Annotated in this window: 26 protein-coding genes and 1 riboswitch; of the genes, 17 read left to right on the forward strand and 9 right to left on the reverse strand. The window is 39.8% G+C overall.

Going from position 1 to position 26,402, the window contains the following annotated elements; all coding sequences use genetic code 11:
- Positions 1-18 precede the first annotated feature (18 nt).
- The 3 genes from FPV17_RS02280 to FPV17_RS02290 all read right to left on the reverse strand — a co-directional run bounded on the left by FPV17_RS02280 (position 19) and on the right by FPV17_RS02290 (position 1,314).
- Positions 19-333 (reverse strand): DMT family transporter, encoded by a 315-nt coding sequence (locus FPV17_RS02280; RefSeq protein WP_144557744.1) that lies wholly within the window; start codon positions 331-333, stop codon positions 19-21.
- On the reverse strand, positions 333-674 hold the full coding sequence (locus FPV17_RS02285; protein WP_035392923.1) for a DMT family transporter: 342 nt from the start codon (positions 672-674) through the stop codon (positions 333-335). The genes FPV17_RS02280 and FPV17_RS02285 overlap by 1 nt, the downstream gene beginning before the upstream one ends.
- Before the next feature lie 67 nt (positions 675-741).
- Positions 742-1,314, reverse strand: coding sequence for a TetR/AcrR family transcriptional regulator (locus tag FPV17_RS02290; RefSeq protein WP_035392921.1), 573 nt, complete (start codon positions 1,312-1,314; stop codon positions 742-744).
- Between the two features lie 270 nt (positions 1,315-1,584).
- Between FPV17_RS02290 and FPV17_RS02295 the strand changes: the two genes are divergently transcribed.
- The 4 genes from FPV17_RS02295 (at position 1,585) to FPV17_RS02310 (ending at position 4,215) form a co-directional block, all read left to right on the forward strand.
- Positions 1,585-1,983, forward strand: coding sequence for an STAS/SEC14 domain-containing protein (locus FPV17_RS02295; RefSeq protein WP_035392919.1), 399 nt, complete (start codon positions 1,585-1,587; stop codon positions 1,981-1,983).
- A 214-nt stretch (positions 1,984-2,197) separates the two neighbouring features.
- Positions 2,198-2,788: a DedA family protein gene (locus tag FPV17_RS02300; RefSeq protein ID WP_060704220.1), complete on the forward strand. Its 591-nt coding sequence runs from the start codon at positions 2,198-2,200 to the stop codon at positions 2,786-2,788.
- Between the two features lie 53 nt (positions 2,789-2,841).
- Positions 2,842-3,228: a hypothetical protein gene (locus FPV17_RS02305; RefSeq protein ID WP_035392917.1), complete on the forward strand. Its 387-nt coding sequence runs from the start codon at positions 2,842-2,844 to the stop codon at positions 3,226-3,228.
- A 117-nt stretch (positions 3,229-3,345) separates the two neighbouring features.
- Positions 3,346-4,215 (forward strand): phosphotransferase family protein, encoded by an 870-nt coding sequence (locus FPV17_RS02310; protein WP_060704218.1) that lies wholly within the window; start codon positions 3,346-3,348, stop codon positions 4,213-4,215.
- A 198-nt stretch (positions 4,216-4,413) separates the two neighbouring features.
- Here the strand turns inward: FPV17_RS02310 and FPV17_RS02315 are convergent, their stop codons facing one another.
- The gene (locus tag FPV17_RS02315; protein ID WP_035392915.1) at positions 4,414-5,253 is read right to left on the reverse strand and encodes an STAS domain-containing protein; all 840 of its coding nucleotides are present in this window, start codon (positions 5,251-5,253) and stop codon (positions 4,414-4,416) included.
- Positions 5,254-5,431: 178 nt separating this feature from the next.
- Positions 5,432-5,537, forward strand: a riboswitch (SAM riboswitch).
- Between the two features lie 141 nt (positions 5,538-5,678).
- Here FPV17_RS02315 and FPV17_RS02320 point away from each other — a divergent pair.
- The 5 genes from FPV17_RS02320 (at position 5,679) to FPV17_RS02340 (ending at position 10,258) form a co-directional block, all read left to right on the forward strand.
- Positions 5,679-6,716, forward strand: a complete 1,038-nt coding sequence (locus tag FPV17_RS02320; RefSeq protein WP_144557746.1) for a methionine ABC transporter ATP-binding protein — start codon at positions 5,679-5,681, stop codon at positions 6,714-6,716.
- Entirely contained in the window at positions 6,697-7,377 is a 681-nt protein-coding gene (locus tag FPV17_RS02325; RefSeq protein WP_052007470.1) for a methionine ABC transporter permease, read from the forward strand. Before FPV17_RS02320 ends, FPV17_RS02325 begins: the two co-directional genes overlap by 20 nt.
- A gap of 25 nt (positions 7,378-7,402) precedes the next feature.
- Positions 7,403-8,272, forward strand: coding sequence for a MetQ/NlpA family ABC transporter substrate-binding protein (locus tag FPV17_RS02330; protein ID WP_144557748.1), 870 nt, complete (start codon positions 7,403-7,405; stop codon positions 8,270-8,272).
- 18 nt (positions 8,273-8,290) lie between these two features.
- On the forward strand, positions 8,291-9,493 hold the full coding sequence (locus tag FPV17_RS02335) for a M20 family metallopeptidase (protein ID WP_437183305.1): 1,203 nt from the start codon (positions 8,291-8,293) through the stop codon (positions 9,491-9,493).
- A 234-nt stretch (positions 9,494-9,727) separates the two neighbouring features.
- Positions 9,728-10,258 carry a GNAT family N-acetyltransferase gene (locus FPV17_RS02340; protein ID WP_035392909.1) on the forward strand — a complete coding sequence of 177 codons (531 nt, stop codon included), beginning with the start codon at positions 9,728-9,730 and terminating at the stop codon, positions 10,256-10,258.
- Positions 10,259-10,301: 43 nt separating this feature from the next.
- Here the strand turns inward: FPV17_RS02340 and FPV17_RS02345 are convergent, their stop codons facing one another.
- On the reverse strand, positions 10,302-11,285 hold the full coding sequence (locus FPV17_RS02345) for a LacI family DNA-binding transcriptional regulator (protein WP_186370705.1): 984 nt from the start codon (positions 11,283-11,285) through the stop codon (positions 10,302-10,304).
- 93 nt (positions 11,286-11,378) lie between these two features.
- On the opposite strand from FPV17_RS02345, the gene FPV17_RS02350 reads away from it, so the two are divergent.
- The 3 genes from FPV17_RS02350 to FPV17_RS02360 all read left to right on the forward strand — a co-directional run bounded on the left by FPV17_RS02350 (position 11,379) and on the right by FPV17_RS02360 (position 13,803).
- A complete protein-coding gene (locus tag FPV17_RS02350) occupies positions 11,379-12,224 on the forward strand; it encodes an HAD-IIB family hydrolase (protein ID WP_144557754.1) in 846 nt (281 codons plus the stop codon).
- Between the two features lie 333 nt (positions 12,225-12,557).
- Positions 12,558-13,391, forward strand: coding sequence for a hypothetical protein (locus FPV17_RS02355; RefSeq protein ID WP_035392892.1), 834 nt, complete (start codon positions 12,558-12,560; stop codon positions 13,389-13,391).
- Between the two features lie 25 nt (positions 13,392-13,416).
- Complete coding sequence (locus FPV17_RS02360; protein WP_035392891.1) at positions 13,417-13,803, forward strand: VOC family protein; 387 nt, start codon at positions 13,417-13,419, stop codon at positions 13,801-13,803.
- 109 nt (positions 13,804-13,912) lie between these two features.
- Here FPV17_RS02360 and FPV17_RS02365 read toward each other — a convergent pair whose 3' ends face one another.
- From FPV17_RS02365 to FPV17_RS02375, 3 genes are read right to left on the reverse strand one after another with little or no spacing between them, the layout of a single operon-like run.
- Entirely contained in the window at positions 13,913-15,052 is a 1,140-nt protein-coding gene (locus FPV17_RS02365) for a Ger(x)C family spore germination protein (protein ID WP_144557756.1), read from the reverse strand.
- Positions 15,049-16,146, reverse strand: coding sequence for a GerAB/ArcD/ProY family transporter (locus tag FPV17_RS02370; RefSeq protein ID WP_144557758.1), 1,098 nt, complete (start codon positions 16,144-16,146; stop codon positions 15,049-15,051). The genes FPV17_RS02365 and FPV17_RS02370 overlap by 4 nt, the downstream gene beginning before the upstream one ends.
- Positions 16,147-17,568: a spore germination protein gene (locus FPV17_RS02375; protein WP_144557760.1), complete on the reverse strand. Its 1,422-nt coding sequence runs from the start codon at positions 17,566-17,568 to the stop codon at positions 16,147-16,149.
- Positions 17,569-17,825: 257 nt separating this feature from the next.
- Between FPV17_RS02375 and FPV17_RS02380 the strand changes: the two genes are divergently transcribed.
- The 3 genes from FPV17_RS02380 to FPV17_RS02390 all read left to right on the forward strand — a co-directional run bounded on the left by FPV17_RS02380 (position 17,826) and on the right by FPV17_RS02390 (position 22,347).
- Positions 17,826-20,108 carry an MMPL family transporter gene (locus tag FPV17_RS02380; protein ID WP_060704188.1) on the forward strand — a complete coding sequence of 761 codons (2,283 nt, stop codon included), beginning with the start codon at positions 17,826-17,828 and terminating at the stop codon, positions 20,106-20,108.
- A 63-nt stretch (positions 20,109-20,171) separates the two neighbouring features.
- On the forward strand, positions 20,172-21,680 hold the full coding sequence (locus FPV17_RS02385) for a sensor histidine kinase (protein WP_144557762.1): 1,509 nt from the start codon (positions 20,172-20,174) through the stop codon (positions 21,678-21,680).
- Complete coding sequence (locus FPV17_RS02390) at positions 21,658-22,347, forward strand: response regulator transcription factor (RefSeq protein ID WP_144557764.1); 690 nt, start codon at positions 21,658-21,660, stop codon at positions 22,345-22,347. The genes FPV17_RS02385 and FPV17_RS02390 overlap by 23 nt, the downstream gene beginning before the upstream one ends.
- A 159-nt stretch (positions 22,348-22,506) precedes the next feature.
- Here the strand turns inward: FPV17_RS02390 and FPV17_RS02395 are convergent, their stop codons facing one another.
- Positions 22,507-22,905 (reverse strand): cytidine deaminase, encoded by a 399-nt coding sequence (locus FPV17_RS02395; RefSeq protein WP_144557766.1) that lies wholly within the window; start codon positions 22,903-22,905, stop codon positions 22,507-22,509.
- 255 nt (positions 22,906-23,160) lie between these two features.
- On the opposite strand from FPV17_RS02395, the gene FPV17_RS02400 reads away from it, so the two are divergent.
- Together FPV17_RS02400 and FPV17_RS02405 are read left to right on the forward strand one after the other, a co-directional pair.
- Complete coding sequence (locus FPV17_RS02400; RefSeq protein WP_281284341.1) at positions 23,161-25,596, forward strand: heavy metal translocating P-type ATPase; 2,436 nt, start codon at positions 23,161-23,163, stop codon at positions 25,594-25,596.
- Complete coding sequence (locus tag FPV17_RS02405) at positions 25,586-26,398, forward strand: DUF8832 domain-containing protein (RefSeq protein WP_246117107.1); 813 nt, start codon at positions 25,586-25,588, stop codon at positions 26,396-26,398. The genes FPV17_RS02400 and FPV17_RS02405 overlap by 11 nt, the downstream gene beginning before the upstream one ends.
- Positions 26,399-26,402: the final 4 nt, after the last annotated feature.

Below are 26,402 nucleotides of genomic sequence, written 5' to 3' on the forward strand. Positions count from 1 at the left end.
ACAGTGTTCCTTTTTTATTTAAGATACCGCTTTAAGTCCTGTAACACCGACTACAATAATGACTAAGCTGACAATACGTATTTTACTTTTAGACTCACCAAAGAAAATCATGTTAATGAGAACAGCAGCAGCAGTTCCGATACCGATCCACACTGCGTACGCTACACTTACTTGTAAAGAAAGAAACGATAAATATAAAAAGACAAACGCAAGTCCAAAGCCGCCAAAGAAAAGAACCGCATGTTTCAATGAATTCCGTTGGCTAAACGATTTTAAACCGATAACTCCAGTAATTTCAAAACATGCCGCTAAAAAAACGAAAAACCAACCCATTATGACGCAGCCTCCTCTTGTTTTGCACCATCATCTGATCGTTTTAATAAAATGACGCCAAAAACGAGCATCCCCATAAAGAACCCTTTGGCTAAACTGAATGAGCCTTCAAAAATATAAATATCCATAAGGGCTGTTCCAACTGTACCAGCGGCAGCAAAGATGGCATAAACGGTTCCTGTAGGTAAGCTTTCACATGCTTTTGCTAAAAAGTAAAAATCAATCATAATAATGGTGATGATAATAGCCCAGTGCCACCAAGTGGAAGCAATGTTAAATCCGAGTACCCAAAATAACTCAAATAAACACGTGAGAATAACGAAAATCCATCCCTTGTTCATGTTGATATCTCCTATCTAATAATGAATGACATTCAGTCATTATTGATTTGAAAGAAAAGCAAGTGAACTAATCACTCGCACCTAGAGCGTTTGTTAGAAATATGATGAGCTCTTGTTTGTGTTCATTTACATAATCAATGTCTTCCTGGTTATAAAGATAAAGCTGTTCGGCTGTTGATTCTATTGTTCCTACCATAATCCGTGCCGTAGCGTCTGAGCGTAAAGATTTTCTTATTCCACCTGATTGCTTTGCTTGCTCTAAACGATCTGCAAGCCAATCGTATAGTGGGGTATAAATGGTTTCCCATTGCTGTAAATGCTCCGACTGCGTTAAACCAGAGTAAATGAGAACAGCAAGTTTTTTATGATGCTCTGTTGTATGAAAAACGGTATCTACGAGTTCATTTAACTGTTGTTTAAATGAGCTTGCCGTTACATTTTTGTTCAGTTCAACCATAAGGTGATCAACAAAAACAGCTGCGATATCAGGCATAACCGATAGTTTAGAAGGAAAATATAAATAGTACGTACCTTGGGCAATGTTCGCACGTTTCACAATATCGGATATGGTTGTTTTTTCGACCCCTTTTTCACTAAACGCTTCAATGGCAGCGGTTATAATTCGTTCACGCTTATCCAATGTAAACACATCCTTAAAAATGACTGACTGTCATTCATATGATAACGTAATGTTTAAAAGAAGTCAATTCTGTTGCGTTTGGGATAGTCCTCTTATTTATTCGTCTCACAAGATTTTTCTTGGCACTTTACCTAGTTACCCCTGTAAACAGTGAGCATATTCTACTATAATTTCTTGTTGTTCATCGAAAGAGTATAAAGGCGTAGTTCAAAGGTTTTGCTTTTATTTTGAAAAGGTATAAGCTTATAGGGAAGTAGAGGAGGGAATTGAATGTATAAAGTCTCATTAGAAGATAAAAAACACGCAATCATTGCGGTTAAATGGGAATCTAATCTAACGCCAGAGGGCATTCATCAAGCGAATGATGAAATTAATACGATTTTAAGAGCACATCAGCTTAGCCAGTTCCACTTAATCGTGAATATGAAGGACGTAATTGTATTCAAGCCAGAAACACAAAAGGAAGTAGTTGCTCATCAAGAATGGTTACTACAGAAAGGGATGGATCAAGCAGCAGTCGTTGTACAAAGTAACGTAGCTAAACTTCAATTAAGACGAACGGCCAAAGAATCAAGTCATAGATCGGAAACCCACTTTACAGAAATAGATGAAGCGCTCACTTTTTTAAAACAGAAGAATCATAGTGAAAACCCAAACAGCCTAGCATAAGAGCAAGGCTGTCTTTTTAATTTCAGTCAATTGATTAAATCTCATCATGTCCAATGTAAAAGAGCATATAGTTGTATAAAGCTTGGCTAACAAATCGGAAATCGCGTGAAATACTATCGAAAATGTTTCGCAATAAAGGCTTTTAACCTATTAAGAGAGAAAATCCATCCTCAGTGTTTACGCAGAAACAAATAAGTGATTAGGCAGGGATACTATGGAGCAACTTCTATTCGATTTAATGGAATGGTTTAAAGATCTTTCCTATCTAGGTGTTTTTATCGCATTGTGTATAGAATTTATTCCAGCTGAGCTTGTGTTACCTCTCGCAGGTTTTTGGGTTTCAGAAGGAGAGATGCTGTTTTGGGGTGTTGTCGTTGCAGGATCGTTAGGTGGGGTAGTCGGTCCACTTACACTTTATTCAATTGGTAGATTCGGTGGCAGACCGTTGCTTGAAAAGTATGGAAAATATATCTTCATGAAAGAGGAAAATTTACAAAAAGCCGATCGCTTCTTTCAATCGCACGGCGCCTTTGTGGCGTTTAGCGCTCGTTTTTTACCTGGTGTACGCACACTCATTTCAGTACCATGTGGCATGGCAAAGATGAATCCATGGATTTTTTCGCTATACACGTTTTTAGCAATGGCACCGATTACATTCTTCTATGTTTACTTTGGTGTAGAATTAGGCGAGAACTGGGCAGAAGTAAAAGGGTTACTACAGCAATATTTAGTACCATTTGGTATTGGTTTAGTGATGGTGTTCTTCATTTACCTTTTAGTAAAAAGAAGGAAATCAAGTGTATGAAAATAGCAAACTCCGTAAATACTAGTTGAAAAAGCAGTATCGGAGGTACATCTATGCTTATTGATAGCGGTAGATTTCATCACATTACAGATACGTACTTACAGGATCAACAGCAACACTTTATACAGGACGATCTCTATTACAGTCACCCGGTAAAACAAGAGAATGGCTGGACATTAAACCTTGAAGTTCATTTTGAAAAAGCGAGGGCGGTTTCCGAAAATGAGGGCTCACGTAATTTCTATATATGCGCATTTCCCCTAAATGAAACACAGGCTGCAAGAGAAGCAAGGAAAGAAGACCTACTGGCTGTTATTAGTATGAGAGAGTCTGTCTTAAAAAGCGGTGGTCTACTGGCATTAATGTGTTCAACCTTTCCAAAGTGGAAGCGCATTGGTATGGAATCAAAAGAAAAAAGTCGAAAAGAACGTATTGGTTAATGAGCCGGTACGTTTTTTTTGCTGCTACACAATATGAAATAAGGCATCTTTTTCAGTGCCAATCCGTTATAATAGAGGGCATGTTTCAATCTATCTATGAAGGGAAAGGGGAAACCGATGCTACCTACTAGAATAATGGAAGCGTTTGAATTGGATAGTGCAAGGCTAGAAGAAGTTGAAGACTCAAAAAGCTCAACTGTTGTTCGATGTGAATTGACGAACGGGGAGACTGTATTTGTGAAAATTCCCTATTCATCGATCAAGTTTGAACGAGAGCGAGAGGCGTATGACATCTTGCAGGGCAATGTACGAACACCAAGCTTGCTTGCAACGTGTGAAGGGGATGATGCGTATTCAGGTGCATTACTGTTATCTAAATTAGAAGGCATTTCCTTAGCTCAACAGAAGCCATCACCTAATGTAGCGTATGAAGTCGGCATTTTGCAAGGGAATATGCATAACGTAGCCCCACCAGATAAGACGGTACTCAAAGGAATTGATAATGAGTTTCCTAATTGGACAGGATTTGTTGAACGGCAGTTTTATAGTTTTGCAGAAGATGTAAAAGAAGTTATTGAAGCATCGCTATACAAAAAAGCCATTTTACACTTTGAAAAGCTTAAAGAGCAATTACCTGCACCAGACGGTCCAAGCTTCGTCCATATGGATTTTCGTGCGGCGAACATTCTTGTGGACGATAGAGGCATTGCTGGAGTACTTGATTTTGAAAGCGTCCGCTTTGGATCAACGGAAATTGATTTCACTAAGTTGTATCGAGATTACTTGAGTAAAGATACCGCGCTACTCAATGCATTTCAAGAAGGGTATAAAACGGTACGACCAATGATCAATCTGGAGCTCGTTCTCTCCTTCTATCAATTTGTCGATGCATTTAATAGTATTGGTTGGAGCAAGCGGCGTGGTCTAGAAGAACATTTCGATTTTTACAAAGAAAATGCAGAAAGATTAAAAGGATTTGTCTTGTAGAGTAATGTTCTTTTATCAACTGAAAAGGAATGAATCATGGACAACCATAATGAAATCAAGTTAAAGTGCGTCGAATTCCTTTTGTGCGGCTCTTTTTCATGTTCATTAAACGTTTGATTAAACGATAGGTAAGCACTGCCTAATAAAAGATGACCAGTAGTAGGCTTCTGGTCATCTCTTCATCCTAATGATTTACGTTTAATAGTGCGGAACTGCATGAAGCAATTCATCTAATGCTTGTTCAATAGTAGAATAAATTTTAGTTGTTGAAAAATCAATACCGAGCTGGACCGATGTTTGAGCGATTTCCGGTCGTACACCAGATAAGGACGCTTTGGTACCAACTAATTTTAAACCGTCAATGAGTGAGAAGAGCTGATTGGCAACCATTGTATCAACAACGGGAACACCAGATAAATCAATTAGTAGTGAATGAATATCCGTTGAAACACATTCTTCCAATGTTTGTGTGAAGATGACTTGCGCACGATGTGTATCAATTTCACCTACTAAAGGTAACAAAGCAATGGTGCGTCGAAGTTTAATGACTGGTGAGCTTAATTCTGTAATCATTTCTTGTTGTGCTCGTAACTGCTGGTCAGCATATTCCATATTGTTACGACTAAATGCAATGACGATCTCTTTAAACCCTTTTACGAGAATGTCTATCCACCGCTCATACTGAGCAAAGGATACCGTATCATTTTTCTCCGCAATGTAGTTTTTGATCAGTTGCATGTATTGACCTTGGACATTTAAAAATTCTTCAATGATCTCGGGAATAGGTGTCGCTAAATGAGCTTGATCCTTGGCAATAGATACAATCCATTGTTCGAACGCTTTATTATGCTCGGCGTTATAATCTTCACGAAAGAGTTCACAAAACAATTCGTGAAACGCATAATTTTGTTTCTTTAACCGTTCAATTTTAACTGGGTCATTTGAACCGTAAACCCCATCTTTTGTTTTGTCGAGATCCGCATACCACTGTTCGGTTAAATTCCACGTATTTTCCTTTAAAAATTCATATAATGACATGACGCTCCTCCTTTCTTATTATTATGAGATCAATCTTGTTCACTTGTCCAATTTAACAATATTACTAGTATAAAATAAAGCTTTTTTTGAAACCGCTTTATAAAATTATTTTCAAAAAACACTTGCAAAAGGAAAATAAAATCTGCTACACTACGTTCAACAACAAATTTAATAATTTTTCTTATTAAGAGGAGCGGAGGGACTGGCCCGATGACGCTTCAGCAACCCCACTTAGGTGGAAGGTGCTAATTCCTGCAGGATAGTAAAATCCTGGATGATAAGAGCGAGCTTGAATGATAATACTTATTCGCCCCTCTTTCATTAACGAAAGAGGGGCTTTTTCATTTTAAAACGAGATAGAAGACATAGACACAATACGTATTTGCATAAAACTTAGTAATAACATCGAATTAGGAGGATTAGGCATGATTGAATTTAAAAACGTGTCCAAAACGTTCTCGTCAAACGGCCAAGACGTTCACGCCTTACAAAATATTCAATTAACGATAGAAAAAGGAGATATATACGGGGTTATCGGCTTTAGTGGTGCTGGAAAAAGTACGTTGATCCGCACAGTGAATTTAATTGAACGACCAACGGCTGGAGAGATCATTGTGAACAATGAGAATCTTGTAAGCCTACAGCCTCGAGCGTTACAGCGTGCTAAGCGAAATATTGGGATGATCTTTCAACATTTTAATTTACTACAGTCTAAAACGGTATTTGAAAATGTTGCGACGCCACTTCGGTTAGTGAAAACGAAGAAAGCTGAGGTTAAAGAACGTGTCAATGAATTGTTACAGTATGTTGGATTAGGAGACTTCGCTTCTCGTTATCCGGACCAACTATCTGGAGGACAGAAGCAGCGTGTTGGCATTGCTCGTGCTCTTGCCACCAATCCTGCTGTTCTTTTATGTGATGAAGCAACGTCTGCTCTTGATCCAGAGACAACAAGCTCGATTTTGCAATTGTTAAAACGCATTAATCGAGAGTACAACATTACAATTCTAATGATCACCCATGAATTAGGCGTTGTACGAGAGATATGTAACAAAGTAGCGGTTATGGAGAGTGGACACATCGTTGAACAGGGAAACGTGGAGGATGTGTTGGCGCGACCTGTACATGAAACAACGAAGAAGTTCGTGCGCTCCATTATTCCTGATGATTTACCAGAGAAAGTGAAACAATACCTTGGGCAGAAAGGAAGCGATGAACGCATTTACAAAATAGATGTAACAGATGAAACGGAGCAATTATCTGTATTTAATGATTTAGTTCATCAAGGGTTACATGTATCACTACTGTACGCATCCATGCATGAAGTGAGAGAAACATCCTTTGGCGCTCTTTATTTAAGTTTAAAAGGAAATGCAGCTGCCCAAGAGACAGCGCGATGCTACCTTGAGAAACATGATGCTCAGGTGAAGGAGGTAACGAAAGATGCTGGATTGGTTGCCTGAAGCAATACGCCCAGAAATTACAAGTGATATTTTGACACAAGCTCTATTTGAAACGATTTATATGGTGGCTTGGTCTTTACTCTTTTCCGCTTTGCTAGGTGTTGTATTAGGCGTCATTCTTGTTGTAACAAGACCTGGACATATTATGGAAAACCGATTTATTTACAATTTAATTAACCCTGTCATCAATGTTCTACGGTCTATACCGTTTATTATTTTACTTGTTGCCATTATCCCGATTACTCGTTTTTTCGTTGGTACAGCGTATGGAACGACGGCGGCAATTGTTCCGCTTGTCTTTTATGCAGGGCCATACATTGCTCGTTTAATTGAGAACTCTCTATTAGAAATCGAACCGGGTATTATAGAAGCGGCAGATTCCATGGGTGCTTCTAAATGGCAAATCATCTTTAAGTTTCTCGTACCTGAAGCCATGGGTTCACTTATTCTTAGTATGACCACAGCAACAATTGGTCTTCTAGGTGCAACAGCTATGGCAGGAGCAATTGGTGCAGGAGGCATTGGTGAAGTAGCGATTTCTTACGGATACAATCGATTTGATGATGGAACGATGTTTATTACGGTACTTTTATTAATTATTATGGTGCAAGGCTTACAAACCATTGGGAATATTGCTTCAAAGAAAGTTAGACGACGATAGATAGAAAAAAGGGAGAGAACATACAATGAAAAAATTTCACCAAGCACTACTATTCGCTGGAGCTGTAACGTTTACGTTAACAGCATGTGGGAACGATACAAATTCTTTAGCTGATGCAGGAGAATCATACAGCCCAGAAAATCCTGTTCATGTCAAAGTGGGCATTACAGGCACTGATTCACCTGAGTGGGATGAAATTTCTGAAATAGCAGCAGAGGAAGGCATTGAATTAGAAATTGTTCGTTTTAGTGACTATACGCAACCGAACCAAGCATTGGCAGACGGGTCAATTGATATTAATGCCTTTCAAACCGTTTCATTCTTCGATAATTTCAAAGAAGAACATAACTTAGACCTTACGGCAATTGGATCGACTGTTCTTGCACCAATGGGATTGTATTCCGATAAATACGAAAGTGTCGAGGATATTCCAGATGGAGCAGATATTACCATTGATAAAGAAGTAACCAATCAAGCGCGTAACTTAATGTTGTTAGCAGAGGCGGGTTTGATTGAGCTAGAGGACGATTTTGGTGTGACAAGCGGACTAAACCAAATTAAAGCGAACCCGAAAAACTTAAATTTAACGGAAATTGCCCCGGCTACAGCACCTCGTATTATGCAGGATGTGGACGCAGCGGTTATTAACAATGGCTTTGCAGTTGATGCAGGTTTAAGTCCTACCGATGATGCTATTTATAGAGAAGATGAAACGGCAACACCGTATATTAATATCATAGCAGCGCAAACAGAAGAGCAAGATAACCCTGTATTATTACGCCTCGTTGAATTGTATCAATCTGAAGAAATTGAACAGTTGATTATTGAAGAGCATAAAGGAGCACGAATCCCAACGTTTATTTCATTAGAAGAATTGAACAGCTATCCAAAATAACACTGAGGAGAGATGATGATGACAACGATTGAATCTGTTCAACAATCCATACAAGAGCATTTTGTAGAGAATCGTTTACGCTATATTAAAACGAGCCATGCCATTCATGAAAATCCAGAAATCGGGAATGAAGAAGTATTTGCTTCATTAACATTAACAACGCTATTAAAAGAAGCTGGCTTTACGGTAAAAGAGGATATTGCTGGCCACCCTACAGGATTCGTAGCAGAAAAGCGAATAGGAGAAGGACCAACCATTGCTTTTCTTGCTGAATACGATGCTCTACCAGGCTTAGGCCATGCGTGTGGGCACAATATTATCGGTACAACAAGTGTGGCGGCAGGCATTGCACTAGCTGAACAGTTGGATCACATTGGTGGTCGTGTTGTTGTCCTTGGTACGCCAGCAGAAGAAGGCGGAACGAATGGAAGTGCAAAAGGAAGCTTTGTGCGAGAAGGCTATTTAGAGGGAATTGATGCAGCTTTAATCATTCATCCCGCCAACGAAACAAGACCTTCAGGCTCCTCACTCGCTGTAGATCCTGTAGATTATGTCTTTCGCGGTGTATCTGCTCATGCCTCTGGGTCTCCAGAAAAAGGTGTGAATGCGCTAGACGCAGTGATCCAGCTATTTAACGGCATTAATGCACTGCGTCAGCATTTGACAGACGATGTCCGCATTCATGGCATTATTCCAGACGGGGGAGACGCACCAAACATTGTTCCTGATTATGCGCGGGCAAGATTTTACATTCGAGCAGATTCAAGACCAAAAGCAAATGATGTACGTGCAAAAGTAGATGCGATTGCACAAGGAGCGGCGCTTGCAACAGGAGCGAAAGTAAAAATCGTTGAATTTCAAAACAAAGTGGATAACCTTATTCCAAATGATACGCTAAACGATGTATTCAACGAAACGTTCGCGACTTTAGGCGAAACGATTATACCAGGGGAAAGAGAAGGGCTTGGCTCAACAGATACAGGCAATATCAGTCAAGTTGTGCCAACGATTCATCCTTATATAAAGATCGGACCAAGTGAGCTCGTTGCCCATACAGTACCGTTTCGAGAAGCTGCCGCATCGCAAAAAGGAGACGAGGCTTTGTTAACAGGTGCAAAGGGGCTGGCGCTTATCGGCTATCGTTTACTTAAGGAACCTGCCATTATTGATGAAGCAAAGAAAGAATTAGAAAGTCGGAAAAGCTTAGCTGAGAAGCAATAAGCGTTGTACGGAGGTGGTCCATTTCCAATAGCGGAAAGGATCATCTTTTTGCTTTATTTTTATACTTGGGAAAATGGATAGAATAAGAGATTGATCCTGTTAAAAGAATGAGCTACACTTTAAGAATTAAATGAAAAGAAGCAGTTACGAGGCAAATGAAAGAAAGGGGTGAAGGATGCCAGGTGAATGTAGTAGACTCTCAGATTAAAAAATAAAAAAGGAGCTACTAAAAAAATGAAGACGATTTATTCTGAAAGGCTCTCTTTGCAAGAAGTCTCGCAAAAAGATGCTGAATCATTGTTTCACATTTGGTCAAACCCGGAAATTACGAAATTCATGAATATTCCCGCCATGACACGTGTAAATCAAGCAATGGACATGATCCAACTATTTGAATCGCTAAGTCAAGAGAAGAAAGGAAATCGTTTCACCATTTCTTTGACTGAAACGAAAACCGTTATTGGCTCTTGCGGATTTAACTACCTTGATTATGAAAACGATCGTGGTGAGATAGGATATGAACTTGATAAGGAGTACTGGGGTCAAGGCTATATGACGGAAGCGTTAAAGACTCTTATTCATCTCGGCTTTTCTGAATTCGCTTTAAACCGGATTGAAGCAAAAGTGGAGCCGGAAAACGTTGCTTCTCAATACGTGTTAAAGAAAATTGGGTGCAAAGAGGAAGGACTCCTCCGTCAGTATGAGAAAGCAAAAGGAACATACATCGACCTAATCATGTTTAGTGTCTTAAGAGAGAATCTATAAAAAAGCGAGTCTACCCCTTGGTAGACTCGCTTTTTTACTATGTTTATGCGGAGCCTTTAATCAGAAGCTTGCTTTCATAGTGCTTCCGTTCAAACGGCTTGCTCTGACCAGATAAGCGCAGTTCTAAGGCGTGAACTAAATCTTTTGCCATCTCTTGAACCTGATTCGTCATAGTCGTAATAGCTGGCGATGTGACATCACTAATGGAATGATTATCAAACCCTATGATGGATAGTTCAGTTGGCACAGAAAGGCCGCATTCATGTGCGGCCTTTAAATAACCAGCTGCCACAAAGTCGCTACCAGCAAAGATCGCATCAATGTCATTTGTCTGGTGAAGTTTTTTACCTAGCATATAGCCATCATGAATGGATGCGATCTTGTCAAAAATCAAGTGTTCATCCCAAGTGAGTTTATGTTCTTGATGTGCCAGTTTATATCCTAGAAGTCTCTCCTGTTGGGAAGGGGAAGCGAGATAATCAGAACAGAAAGCAATTTTCCTCCGCCCTTTTTTAATAAGATAAACTACGCTTTTATAAGCGGCATGTTTTTCATTTAAACAAAAAACATCTACTTTGCTACTTTTATAGGCCTCATTACAAATGATGAGTATGCCATTCATACTCATCTCGTCTATTTCTACTTGATTTAAAGAGGAAGACGTTATGATAAGAGCATCTAATTCTTTTCTTTTCCATTTCTCAAACACGTCGATTTCTTGATGTCTATCGCCAAAGGTTTGAAACAATACGGGTTTATAGCCGTAGTTGTGACTTTCTTCTGAGAGGACACCAGCGAGCTCTGCAAAGTAAGGGTGTGATAAGTAAGGAATGATGATGCCAATTGAACCTGTGCGCTTTAGGCGGAAATGATTTGATATCTGATTTGGCGTAAAGTGAAGCTGTTTCATTACTTCTTCCACACGCTTGCGTTTCTCATCTGATACATAGGGATGGTTGTTTAAAACACGAGACACGGTGCTCCGTGACACACCACTTAATTTTGCTACATCTCGAATGGTATACATGGTGACCTCCTGAATAAAAATTAAAAATGGATCTTGACCTGGGACCGGTCTCATCTATTATAGTGTCTTTATCATCTTGAGGAGGAACGTTACATGCAAACCATTCAATTCCCGCCACCATTCCCATTTCCAAAAAAGACACGTTCACTTGTGTTTTGTGATTTTGATGAAACCTATTTTGCTCATGAATGTACAGCGAAGCAAAGAAAAGACATACAGCAATTAGAAGACTTCTTGCAGGAGGCATCCCAACAATATGGCTTTCAAATTGGCTGGATTACTGGAAGCGATACATGTCATCTACTGTCCAAAGTAAAACAAGCGGGTATGCGTTTTTCTCCTCATTTTATCTGCTCAAATCTAGGAACAGATGTATTCCATGTTCTAATAGATGGAAAGATTGAATCGAATAAACTGTGGGAAAAAAGCCTTCCAAACCGTATTGAGTTCCATAGAATGTCTGCTGAAGTCGTGTCTGAACTAAAGAACATGTATCAAATTGAATTGGTCTCTCAAAGTCAATATGGACAGTCTGCTTATAAGAAAAACTATTACTATTTTATTCGTTCAAGTTCTTTAACAGCTTATCATATGAACGTGATTAAACAAGTTGCCTCTTTATATGGAGTAGGATTGAATATAAATCGGTGCAACCCGAAAGCTGGAGATCCAACATACGCATATGACGTTGATTTTGTTCCAAAGGAAGCAAGTGGAAAAGATGCTGTAGCTGCTTTTATGTGTCAATGGTTTAATGTCCATGTTGATGACACACTAGCCTTCGGTGACAGTGGTAATGACATCAAGTTATTAAAATTTGTGAAGCATGGGTACCTGGTTGGCAATGCAACGAGTGAAGCGCAAAAAAAGCATAATCAAATGACGAATGGCTCTTATACTGAAGGGATCTTAGAAATGCTGAAAAAGCATTATACGTAGGTAACGGAAAAGCCAACTTATTTTTGCCTTAAGAAAGTCTGTTCTTGATTGAATGAGCTATAAGACCCATTCATTGGAACTTCAGACAGGATTACGTGGTTCATTGGAGTAGCTATACAGTTCAAGTCTTCAATGAATGCCTCGCATACGGAAACAAGTGTCGTTACTGTATGGCAAAAGGTGAGCCTACTAAAAATGTTAAAGAAGAAGACATGGAAATAGCTACAGCCTTTGCCGAGTTATTCCTTAATGATCGCTGAAAGTGTAGCTGAATAAAACCTTATCATAGAGAAGGGCATCCTTTATAATAAAGATAGGATAAAGGGGGTCTCTATGAATTTACAAGAAGCGTACCGATGTTTAGACCTTTCTGAGGATGCAACGGATGAAGAAATTGAGAAGCAATACATGCGATGGATCCGCAAACAAAAGGCAGATCCATCGATTTCACTGGACGACAAAACGGAAGCGTATACACGAATTCGAAATCATCGCGATTATGGGCCAATTAATGAAAATGATACAATGAAAGACAAAGCAAGTCACTTTTTCTATTATTATAAAATTCATACAGTCGCTGCTGTTATTTTAGTAGGTGTCCTTATTATGGTTGGATCAACCATTTATTCTAATTATCAAGAGCGGCAAGAGCTTGCGGCATTACCGGATGCGAATGTAGAGATCATGTTTTACGGTTCATTTCTACATCCGGGATTGGATGAAGAAGCAGAAGAAGTGGTTGAAGAGACAATTTTAGCGCTGATGCCTGACTGGAGTAGAGTAGATGCGACGTTAACCTATCACTCTACTGATACTGAAAATTTATTGGATGTAGGAGCTCAGCAGAGAAGTACCGTTCTCTTAGCAACGGAACGACCTGATTTGTACATTTTTGATGAAGCATCCTTTCAAACATTTGTTGGAAGTGGTATGTTTGAACCGTTAGATGAAATTAATGACCAAGTAAATGAAGAAGTATTCGCTTCGTCTCATGTTTATGGCGTAGAAGAGGGTGAATCTGAAGAACAGTTAGTTGGTTTAAAACTAGATCACCATTCCTTATTCGATACGATTGATATAAATGACGACGTTACTCAGATTGCTGCTATTAGAAAAGACGCAGTTAATAAAGAGAATGCGCTTCAGTTAATATTAACGTTACAATAATGGTCGATAGCGAGGAGGTTGAAGCATGAATCCAACAGGTATCCACCACATTAGTCTTGTCGTCACAGATATAGAAAAAGCAAAAGCATTCTATGGTGATGTTCTGAGGCTTCAACAACTAAAACGACCACCATTTACGTTTGTAGGACTCTGGTATGCACTTGGTCAGCAGCAGCTCCATTTAATTGAAGACGGACAGTTAAAATTGAAGGAAAAAGAAACGTCTATCAACACGAGAGGGAGACACGTAGCCTTTCATGTCTCAGATTTTGATGAAACTGTCCGTCACTTACACAATCAAGGTGTTTTGTATATTGAAAAGAGATACAGTACAAGTGGGTTTCATCAAGTATTTATAAATGACCCAGATGGAAACACCATTGAATTTATGAGCGAGTTCCAAGCAGAATAACAGAGGTGCTGTGATAAGGGATTCTGCTGTAAAAGAGCGAATAAAGAGAAGTCATATGGAAACGTGGCTTCTCTTTATTTGTCATGAGGAACAATGAAGGTTTGCGAAGCTATTCGTGTATTTCTGATCGATTCCCTCTGGTCCCAAAATCAATGATGGAAAGATCGACTTCATAATGAATGTCTGCTTGTTCGAATACAGCATCCCAATTGCTCTGCTTTTTTTCCCAGAAGTCATAGTGTTGAATCTTGACGTATTGTTGTAAGTTCACTGGATCGGTTTTAAATTCATGTTGTAATTCATGGATCATCGTTTCAACGTCAGATGTCAGTTGTGCTTGTAATTCTTTTTCTAAGTTTTTTAAGTACTGTGCATCATAAGCATCTTCATGTGGATCCCAGTTTTCGGCTAAACGTCCGTCGCTACTCACTTTAATATCAATTCGCAGACGATCATTCGTTAGCGATGTTTCTATGGAGTCCAAATGTACATCCAATATCTCATAGACAGTTCGATTGCCATTGACCACTTTTGTAAGAACACCACCTTTTATATCTCCAGTAAGCCAATTCAACAGACTCACTTGATAAGGAGATACATAAGTCCCCATTTCTTCTCCATTCTTTACAATATAGCCACCATCGAATTTTATATTATCGTCTTTCACGCGGACGTTTGGTAATACGATGGATTGATGACGACTTGCTGAGTCGGCGAGTAAGCCTAGCGTCACAGGTGCTGGAATTTCTGTGGTACGATCTTTATTTTCACTTAAATCGTCAATCGTTTTGGAAGTTGGCGATGCATTATTTCCTTTAGGATAGGAAAAGAGGGTGCCCAAGGATTCATTTGTTAGGACCACTTTAACGCCTCTCTTTGTCCGTTCATCTCTAATTTTTTGATTAATCAACTTCTCCACTCCCCATTTCTTCACGGCATCCGTATCTAAAACAAGAATCATTTGATGATCACTCATAATACCTTGATCAATTAATTCTAGGTGGCGAATGGCATCGAGGACGGAATTTCCTGTTGAATACTTATTGCGATAAGAAATACTAGAAGAGATGTTTTCATCGCTTAGAGGGAGATACAATTGAGTTAACAAACCAATAGTATCCTCTTGATCTTCCTGTACTTCAATGCCCACGCCCATGACGAACGACAAGCTTTCAATATTTGAGCTGTCCCAGCATGCAGTTAACTGGAGTAACGATACAATAAAGATGCACTGAAACCACTTCTTCATAGGTGAGCCTTCTTTCGTAACGAAACTAGGGCATAACAAGTAACTGGAAGAATAAAAAAGAATGAAACAAACGCAAATTGCTGATACTCGGATACTTTTGTAATGTCATCAATTGTTTGTGGCCATAAAGCGAGACCGATCATACTGATAGTTGCTGGTGGAATGAGCCAATTCCTTGAAACCGGGAAGACTTTTTTCAAAAGAAAAACAGCACTATAAAGGGTAAATAAACTGGTTAGGAAAAACTGTAGAATCCATGTGGTGATAAGAAAAGAGTCTGCTCTTTCGGTAAACAATAGGCTGCTTTCTGATGCATGGGTCAACGTAATGGTTGGCCAAGTCAACAGTTGAACTTCTACAGTTCCTACAGTCGCGACAACAATAAGGTAAGTGAATGCATAGAGCAATGTAGCAAACATTAACGCCCCCAAACCGGCTTTAATAGGACGGACCGTTTTTTGAATGGAAGCCAGTAAGATAAAAATCACTTCGATGCCTTGAAACGATTGAAGTCCATTTTTGCTATTAAGCAAAATAGGGAGCATCCCTTCTGGTGCGACGGGCCGTATATTTAAAATAGATGCATCTCTAAACCCTATCAATAAAACTAAGAATAGAACGACGACGGTCAGTGGTAAAAAGAAACATGCTACTCGCACGATTGTAGGTAAGGAGTAGTACACAGCAAACGCACATAACAATAGAACCGTTACGATGGATACGTAATGAGGGGTACTTTCTAAAAGAAAATAGCGAATCATTTCGCTCATCGCAACAGCCTGCCAGCCGCCAAGAAGGAGAAAATAAATTGTTAGTAGTAGACAGATCGCTTTACTAATGAAAGCACCGAATGCTTTTGTTGTGTACTCATCAATGGAATGCACGTTGTGTCGCTTAAAGGCAAAACAAACAAAGGCATACTGAAGGGTAATCAAAATCCCTCCAAATAAGATAGAAAGCCAACCGTCTGCAGTTCCAATGTCAACCGTTAATGTACGCGGTAGGTTCATAACACCAACCCCCAAAAGCACACATAATAAGGACACGGTTAATTGATAAGTAGTCAACGTGTGGCTAGTTTGAATTTGACCCATTTAAACACCTCTTTTATCCTTCAAGACTGTTGGAAGACGTACGATAAGGTCATATATGCCGTGTCTCTTCAAAGAAAATTTAAAAGAAAAATAGTGAACACCGTAGTTATGTAAGCTAGAGAGGTGTATCGTTACCGCAATAAAGTAAATCACAACGCCGTATAATCCTAATGTAGAAGCAAGCGTGATGGAGCAGACACTTAGAATCCTAAACGACGTGCTTAAACTGTACAGAGGAACAGCAAAAGATGCGATGGCCGTAATAGCGATTACAATGACCATGATGGAGCTGACCAAGTTCGCTTCAACGACAGCTTGTCCAATGACGACGCCTCCAACTAATCCAATCGTTTGTCCAAGAGGATTAGGCAATCGTATACTGGCTTCTCGGAGTAGCTCTATAAAGAGTGTCATGAGAATCACTTCCCCTACAGCTGGGAATGGAATATTCATTCGTGAGTTCATAATAGTCATTGACAATTCGTTTGGAATTAACCCTTGATGAAATGAAACAAGGGCAATGTAAATCGGTGCAACAAACATCGTAATAAAAAGGGCGATATACCGTAATATTCGAATAGCAGAGCTAATCATCCACCGTTCATAATAATCGTCTGGTGCTTGCATTTGTTGTTCAAACGTTGTAGGCACCATAAAGACAAACGGTGATCCGTTTACAAAAATAGCGACTCTGCCCTCTTCAAAGCCTGCCAAAATCCGATCAATTCGGTCGGTGCTTTGAATTTGTGGAAAAGGAGAGTAGATGGGGGAGTTGTCTAAAAAACTTTCCATCTTTCCAGAGTCTTCAATATTTGGATGATTGATGGACTTCAGTCGATTTTCTACTTCAGTAACCGTTGAAGAAGGTGTGTTCTCTTTGTTGTACATATAATAAACGGTTTTCGTTTTTTTATTATGCGTAATGCTGTGCTTGGCGGTTAGTAAGTTTTCATCTTCGCCAAACTGTCTGATTAAAGAGATATTTGTAGAAGCATCTTCAAGAAAAGAGGCCCGCGGTCCTCTAATGACTCTTTCAGTTGCTGATTCTTCCAAGCTTCTTTGTAGGTGCTTATTGATTTGAAGGCTATATGCAAAAGGCACCCCCTCCATAAAAAACACACAGCGACCTTTATATAGAGTGGACACAGCAGCAAGCGAATCTGAAAGCGTGGATTCAGCTAGACATAATATGGGCGTTGTAGCTTCTATCTCCAAATCTCTTTCGTTTAGGACACGCACGTTTAAACGATTCATGTAATCGAGTGAACGATTAAGCTTTTCATCATCAAATTCTCCAAGTAAATAAAAAACCCCAACTCGTTCCAACCCAGCAAGGTAAACATGCTTCTGGTTAAGGTCAGATTGATCGCCTAGTGTTTGAAGAAACAGAGTCGTGTTCTGATCAAAATCTGTTGAAAACATCGTATTCCCCCTTTGGGAAGTCAGTTTAGTATGTTTCCAAGTTTTGATCTTATACAAAAGGGATTCTTGGAGTACGTACGGGCTTCTTGAAGCTCATTAAAATGAGAACTCTTGATATAAAAATGAATGCTAAATACATCCCCTTTTTCTGTGATGAAAGAGTTAAGAAAAAGATAAGATTTATTTCACAGAATGATTAGAAGTTGCGACTACAATGAAAAAATAGAAAAGGGAAGCTAAAGGAGGAAGTGTACAGAATGGAACGTGGTTTAAAGAGAATTGGTAAATGGATGGCCACATATAGGTGGGGTGTTGTTGGTGTCTGGATCGTCTTGATTGTATTTGGCGGTTATTACGCTACTCAAGTAGGCGGGTATTTGACTGGAGGGGGCTGGGGTGTTCCTGGATCGGGGTCAAATCAAGCATACGAACTTGTTTCAGAAGAGTTTGAATCTAGGAATGCCACATCGTTAACGTTCGTAATGAGTCACGATACGTATGAAGTTGGTTCTACAGAATTTACAGAAGCATTAGAGCAGGCGTCAGCATCGTTATCAGATGAAGACGAGATAGAAAGTGTTTATACGTGGGTTAATGCGGAAGAGCGTATAAAAGATCAATTTGTTTCTGATCAGCGTCATACAAGTATTGGGTTTGTTGAAATGAATGTAGATGAAGGGTTTGCTCAAAAGGTATTACCTGACATTCAAGAGCGTCTGACAGAAGCGATAGATCAAGATGGCTTTCAAGCGACGGTTTTAGGAGCTCCCGCTTTTTGGGGTGAAATGAACCAATTGAGTCAAGAAGGACTTGAGAAAGCACACTTATACGCTTTGCCTATTATTATTATCGTTTTATTATTCGTGTTTCGTTCTGTTGTATCTTCCTTAACACCTTTGCTTTTATCTGGGTTTTCAATCATCGCTTCATTAGGTGTCCTTTACTTTTTCGCTCAGGGAATTGAATTATCCATTTTTGTGTTAGATGCAGCATTAATGTTAGGGATAGGTGTAGGGATTGATTTTGCTCTCATCTTTGTCAAACGTTATCGAGAGCAGTTAGAGAAAACGAGTGGCAACCATCTTGATGCAGTCGCAGAGACGATGGGTACAGCGGGTCACGCTATTTTATTCTCTGCTTTAACGATTATTGGTTCCATGTCTGCCATCTTATTCGTTGATATAGCTGCTGTCCGTTCCATCGCTCTAGGTGTCATCGTTGTTGTGTTCTTTTTAATGCTTACTAGTTTATCATTACTACCTGCATTTTTAGCAATAGTAGGACCAAAGATTAATGCACTAAGAGTTCCTTTTATGTCGCTCCGTACAGTTCCAAATCAGCAAGGTACATGGTATAAACTTGCTCATAAAGTAATGAAGCGACCAATTCTTTATTTTGCAGGTTCTGTTTTCTTTCTTCTTTTACTTGCTTGGCCTGCACTTGAACTCGAAGTTTCAACGCCGGATTCACGCATGCTGCCAGAAGATACGCAAGTTCGTAGTGGTATAAGTGATTTGGAAGATGGATTTGGTGTTGGTTATTCCGCCCCTATTCAAGTCGTTGTATCGACAGAAGAGGGAGAATTAACCGATGAAGCATCACTTACGAATCTTCAATCATTACAGGAAGAGTTAGAAGGTATAGCGAATGTTGAAGAAGTCAATTCACTCTTCTCATTCTTCCCAGATATGACCATGGATTCTATTAGCGACATTCTAACAGATAACCAAGATCTTCTTTCCGCAGGTGAATGGATGATGCTAAATCGAAATCTTGGAGAAGAGAAGAATGTAGTCATCTTTGATGTCATCTCAAATGATTACTCTTCTAGTGAAGCGAACCGAGGGATTGTAAAAGAAATTCGTTCGAATCATTCTTCTAAGGACGGATGGACCGTTCTCGTAGGTGGAGAGACGGCAGAAGGACTAGACACTAGTCAATCGTTAAATGATAGCTTGCTAGGGGTTTTAGCCTTTACTTTAGCGCTTCTATTTATTGTACTGGTCATCACGTTTAAAAGCGTACTATTACCGCTTAAAGCGATTATCATGAATATTCTCTCCCTAGGTGCTACGTATGGTGTACTTGTCGCAGTGTTCCAATGGGGATGGGGATCGGAAATATTCGGTTTCGGTGAGTTTGGTTTTATCCAAAGTTTTATTCCGATTTTGTTACTAGGCCTCTTATTCAGTTTAAGTACGGATTACGAAGTGTTCTTGTTGAGTCGTGTACAAGAAGAATATATGAAAGGTGTATCGAATGAGGAAAGCGTGGCGCTAGGGTTAGAAAAGACAGCGCCTATGATATCTGGAGCTGCGTTAATTATGGTAGCTGTTTTTGGATCATTTGCGTTTGCTGGCGTACTCCCTATGCAGCAACTAGGGTTTGGAATGGCTCTTGCCATTGCTCTCGATGCAACGGTCGTGCGACTGTTTTTAGTCCCAGCGACAATGAAGCTTTTAGGTGATTGGAACTGGTGGTTGCCGTTTAAGCGCTCCTCACGGAAAACAAACCTAGAGAAACAACGCTCGATTAGTTAGCATTTCGTTTTTTTAGAGAAAGAGATCGATTATAATGAAAAAGCAGACAGAGGAAGGAGAGAAATGATGTCAATACGAGTAAAGCTGATTCTTTCATATGTATTAATGACCATTATTCCCATTGGCCTTTTCATTCTCTTTCTTCATCTTCTTTTTCATCTATTTTTAAATAATATTGAAGAAATGAAAGATTTTTATCAGGTTGATGATCGAACGGTTGAAGCGTTTTTCTATGAAGAATTGGCTGCCATTACGGAGTTGAAACAAGTCGCTCTTTCGAATCCAGATGAGCTATTAGAGGAGTCGATTATCTCTCAATATGAGAATCTTTTAGGACATCGGCAAATCGCTATTTTCGTTCGAAAAGGGGATACGCTCACAAATGGACAGCAAACAGATACATCTACTTTTTACTCTTATTTACCGGCGCACCAGTTAAGCGAGTCTGATCCATATGTGAATCATCAAGGTCAAATAGGTGAAGACGGTCAGTATTGGCTCTATACAGGAACCGATTTTCGTTTCACTGATGGCGACGATGGATCACTCTTCTTTACATTGGATGTTGAACCTGTAAGTGACTTTCTAACCAACATCATTCCGCTCGTTATTACTGGATTTATTGTTGCCTTTATTTTGACAAATGGTGTGATTACGTATGTCATATCAAAGCATATTATACAGCCATTAAAAAAGTTGCACCGTGTTGCAGGAGAGATTGCTAGTGGGAATTTAAATGAACAAACTGGTATTGTGCGAAATGATGAAATTGGCGATTTGGCTGGTGCTTTTGAGGAAATGAGGCTGCAATTAAAGCAATCAATGGCGCTTCAAGAAAAATATGACGAAAACCGCAAAGAATTAATTAATAATATCTCGCATGATTTGAAGACACCGATTACCTCAATTAAGGGGCATATTCAGGGAATCATTGATGGTGTTGCAAGGGATCAGAATAAATTGGATAAATATATTCAAATTATCCACACAAAAGCCTCAGAAATGGATCAATTAATTGATGAACTTTTGCTCTTTTCAAAACTGGATTTAAATAGTATTCCATTTCATTTTGAGTGTGTAAACCTTCGCCCTTATCTAAGAGATATTATCGAAGCATTTCAATTGGAATACGATGAGGTTGAAATTGAATCAAATGTAAGTATTCATCCAGACACCCTTGTTTTAGCTGACCGAGCTCAACTTTATAAAGTGTTTGCTAATCTTTTAGCTAATAGCGTTAAATTTATGAATCAAGATGAAAAAAGAATACACGTACATGCAAGTGAAAGAGGGCAAGTTGTATGTATCTCTATTACAGATAATGGTCAAGGCATTGAAGAAAAGGCTTTACCTTACGTGTTTGATCGATTTTTTAGGGCCGAGGCTTCTCGAGGAACAAATCAAGGAGGAAGTGGCATTGGGTTAGCCATTGTCAAGCAAATCGTTGAAGCTCATGAAGGAATGGTGGATATTACAAGTAAGGTTAACGAAGGTACTACCATTCAGTTCACTTTGCCAATAGTCGATGAAAACAAGAGAGGTGAAAAAGATGAAAAGGATTTTAATTGTTGAAGACGAGAAAACGATATCAGAGTTGCAGAAAGACTATCTCGAAATTAATGGTTTTGAAGCAGAAATTAAGCATAATGGTCATGAAGGTCTTGAACGAGCACTTACAAGTGACTTTGATTTAATAGTACTAGATGTCATGCTCCCAGGTTTAGATGGGTTTGCTGTCTGTAAAAAAATTCGAGAAGTAAAAGAAGTGCCTATTCTGATGGTGACGGCTCGCGTCGAAGAGATCGATTTAATCCGAGGATTGGGCTTGGGTGCTGATGATTACATTTTTAAACCTTTTAATCCAAATCAACTAGTGGCAAGAGTAAAAGCCCATCTAGCACGCTATGAGCGTCTTGTGTCTTTACATGAACAACCAACAGAATTGACAACGATTGGGCGTTTATGTGTTGATCACACGGCTAGGAGCATTCAAGTAGATGGAGTAGAGATTCAACTCAGAGCAAGGGAATTTGAGTTGCTCGCGTTCCTTGCTCTTCATCCAGGACAGGTCTTTACGAAAGAACATTTATACGAACGAATTTGGGGGATGGATCCTGCTAGTGATCATACAACAGTAACCGTACATATTAAAAAAATTCGTGACAAATTGTCAGTAAACGGAATCGAATTTGATAGCATCGAAACGGTATGGGGTGTGGGTTATCGCTATAAGAAGTGATGATGTCAATAAGTGTGTAGGGTTCATTGGAGACTGAATAGATATCAGTCTTTTTTTATCTTTAAATCACGTTTTACATAAATGAGCAGGTTAGCATCAATTCAATGAAGGGATGTAAGTGCTCTCTGTTCTGAATACACCCCTCCTATTATGTTAATTTCACTCAAATGCCGCATGCCAATGGTGAGGTTGAAGTTCTTTCAATGTTTTAAAAATCAAGGCTTGTTCTCGATTTGATACGGCGGCTTTTACCCCATATCCCCAATAAAATAGTCGTTCTTGACATACTCCACAAGGAGATAAAATTGTAAGGGGAGAGTGCTCATCTTCTCGCATAAGACAAAGAGAATGGGTCACAGGACGGTTTAATTTATGAGCTTCTAATATAGCGCCAGTTTCCATACATAGTTCTGTTGAAGCAACGACTACTTCTGGTGCGATGCTTGTTAAAATCCTTCCGTTATCTAATGCAAGAGCGGCGGCTCCTCCCCAGCCAGTAGGATAACGGTCATAAATAAGGGTTGCTGCTGCATCAAAAAGTTGTTCTTCAAGTGTCATGTTTGCCTGCTTCCTTAACCCTTTTAAATAAGGTTAAATGTCATTTTCTCAATCATACCATTTTTTGATCAATTGCCTGAAAGGTTGAAAGGTGTAGATTACCGATAAGAAAAAGGGAATAGTCTACTCTCTCTTGTATACCGTAGGGGGGTATGTTATGATTGGTGTGTGAAGAAACATGACTATTTTACGGATAAGCTGTTTAACATGATCAGAACGGATCATTGACATTCTAGTGAAGAAGGAGGCGGAACGATTGTGGAAAAAGAAGTCTATATACCAATAGAGGGTATGACGTGTGCGGCGTGTGCTAACCGGATTGAAAAAGGATTAACTCGACTTGATGGCGTTGATAAGGCAAATGTTAACTTTGCGACAGAAAAAGCAAAGATACGCTACGACTCAGAGAAAATAACCCCAAAGGCATTTGAAGAAAAAATTCAACACCTAGGGTACAACGTTAGTAAGGAAAAAGTTGTTTTTGCTATTACTGGTATGACGTGTGCAGCGTGTGCAAACCGAATTGAAAAAAAGCTAACACGAATAGACGGTGTTTCAAGTGCGAGCGTTAATTTTGCCGTTGAGAACGTCACTGTTGAATACAATTCAAGTGAAGTGACTCCAGTTGATTTAAAAGAAGCAGTAAAAAAGATTGGCTATACGTTAAACGAACAAGACTCAAATGAAGAAACAGCTGACTATCGGGATAAAGAAATTCGAAATCAAACAGGGAAATTTATCTTTGCGGCGATTTTATCGTTGCCACTGTTATGGACAATGGTGACGCATTTTGAATTTACATCCTTTCTCTATATGCCTGACATGTTTATGAATCCATGGGTGCAGCTTGCTCTTGCTACGCCTGTCCAATTTATTGCTGGAGCGCAATTTTATAAAGGAGCCTATAAAGCGCTCAGAAGTAAGAGCGCCAATATGGATGTCTTAATTGCGCTTGGAACGACCGTCGCTTTCTTCTATAGTCTTTTCTTAGGCTATGAATGGCATATTAATGGGCAAGTAGGGATGCCTGAACTTTACTTTGAAGCAGCCGCAGTCATCATTACTCTTGTTATTTTAGGGAAGCTGTTTGAAGTGCGTGCAAAAGGTCGAACAGGGAAAGCAATTGAAAAGTTACTCGATATGCAAGCGAAAACCGCACGTATAGTGCGAGATGGTTTAGAAGTGGAAGTCCCTGTAGAAGCGGTTGTTGTTGGTGACACGTTTATTGTTCGTCCCGGCGAAAAAATACCAGTAGATGGAGAAATTGTAAAAGGAAGTTCTGCCCTTGATGAATCGATGATTACTGGAGAAAGTATTCCTGTTGATAAAAAGCCAAAGGATGTTGTGATCGGCGGAACAATCAATAAAAATGGAACGCTAACGGTGAACGCAACCAAAGTGGGAAAAGATACAGCTCTCGCGCAAATTGTAAAAGTGGTTGAGGAGGCGCAAGGTAGTAAAGCTGATATTCAGCGCGTTGCCGACCGAGTGTCAGGCGTATTTGTGCCGATTGTCGTGCTTATTGCAGTAGGTTCTTTTCTTGCATGGTATTTCCTAATTGAGCCGGGAGATGTCCGTTCTGCTCTCGTGCCACTCATTACGGTACTTGTAATCGCTTGTCCGTGTGCCCTCGGACTGGCAACTCCAACGTCTATTATGGCGGGATCAGGAAGAGCTGCGGAAATGGGTGTTCTTTTTAAAGGTGGCGAGCATTTAGAGCATACGCGGAATATCCAGACGGTCGTGCTTGATAAAACAGGAACAGTAACAAAAGGTGAGCCAGAGTTAACGAATGTAGACATTGTAAATGGAACGGAACAGGATGTATTAGCACTTGTAGGTGCTGCTGAGAAACATTCTGAGCATCCACTTGCTAAAGCGATTGTTGACGGCATAAAGAAGCGAGGCATCTCTATTCTAGAGCCGGAAGAGTTTACGGCGTTGCCTGGATTTGGGGTAGAGGCCCAAGTGGATGGTAAGACCCTTTATATTGGAACAAGAAAGTTAATGAAGCAGCATCAACTTGATAGTCAATTGATTGAAGAAAAGATGGCAACTCTTGAAACAGCAGGGAAAACAGCGATGGTAATCGCGATTGACAACGAGATAGCAGGCCTTATCGCTGTCTCAGATACGGTTAAAGACACGTCAAAAGCAGCGGTAGCACGGATGAAGTCCCTTGGGCTAGAGGTTATCATGCTAACAGGCGATAACGAAAAAACAGCGACGGCCATTGGTAATCAAGTAGGTATTGACCGCGTCATCGCTGAAGTCGTTCCAGAGCAAAAAGCGGATGAAATAAAAAAGCTTCAGCTAGAAGGTAAGAAAGTGGCTATGGTTGGAGATGGAATGAATGATGCACCTGCATTGGCTGTAGCGGATGTTGGAATGGCGATTGGTACAGGAACTGATGTAGCAATCGAAGCGGCAGATGTGACGTTAATGCGAGGCGATTTGCAAAGCGTGGCTGACAGCATTCAACTTAGTGAAAAAACGATGCGAAATATTAAACAAAACTTATTCTTCGCATTTGTTTACAATTCAGCAGGTATTCCAATTGCTGCCGCGGGGTTATTAGCACCTTGGGTAGCTGGGGCAGCGATGGCATTTAGCTCGGTTTCAGTCGTCTTAAATGCGCTACGTTTACAACGAATGCGCTTTAAGAAAGAAGGTGATTCTCGTGAACAGTAAGGCATGGGTGCTAATTGGAATTGCTTATCTTATTTTGGTTGTGACAGCATATGGTTTAATTACGGGTGAGAATATTTTTCAAAGTGGCACGATGCACGAGGCACACAGTGAAGAGCTTGGGCAGGAGCCTGATGTGAATCACAATGAACATGAAGGTCAGGGAACGGATGAATCACAAGTCCTAACACATGTAAGATACCAAGATGACCAATTAATGATCCACCTTGAAGATGAGGAAGGGAACCCACCTGAGTTAGAAGTCTCTCATGAACAAGAAATGCATGTGATTGTGGTGTCCAATGACTTGAAGCAGTATTTGCACCTGCACCCAGAAAAGCAAGGTGAAGGGGTGTTTGTTATCAACCAATCTCTTGCTGACGGAGAGTATCAGATTTTTGTTGATGTTTCACCGAAAGGAAAAATGTATACTCCTTCTGCAAATGCCTTGCAAATAGGCGAAGAGACGACGGAGAAAACACAGTTGGAGGAAAACGTGCTTTGGACAAAAGAAGTCGAAGGCAAAACGGTCACGCTGGAAGCGGTTGAAGCCAAAGTTGATGAACCCGTCCAACTTGTGTTTGACTTACACGGTGAAACGCCTGAGCCGTATTTAGGTGCACTTGGTCATGTCGTCATTTTAGATGAAGCAGTAGAAGCGTTTATTCACGTTCATCCAGTTAGTCATGACGATACCCGCTTCGATGCTCATTTTACTCAGTCGGGCACTTATAAGCTATGGGCAGAGTTTCAGTATCGCGATGAAGGAGTTATCGCTTTTCCTTTTGTGATTGAAGTCAACTAAGGAA

Origin of the sequence: Shouchella miscanthi, from assembly GCF_007725405.1 — a bacterium.
GTDB classification, from domain to species: Bacteria; Bacillota; Bacilli; order Bacillales; family Bacillaceae_D; genus Shouchella; species Shouchella hunanensis.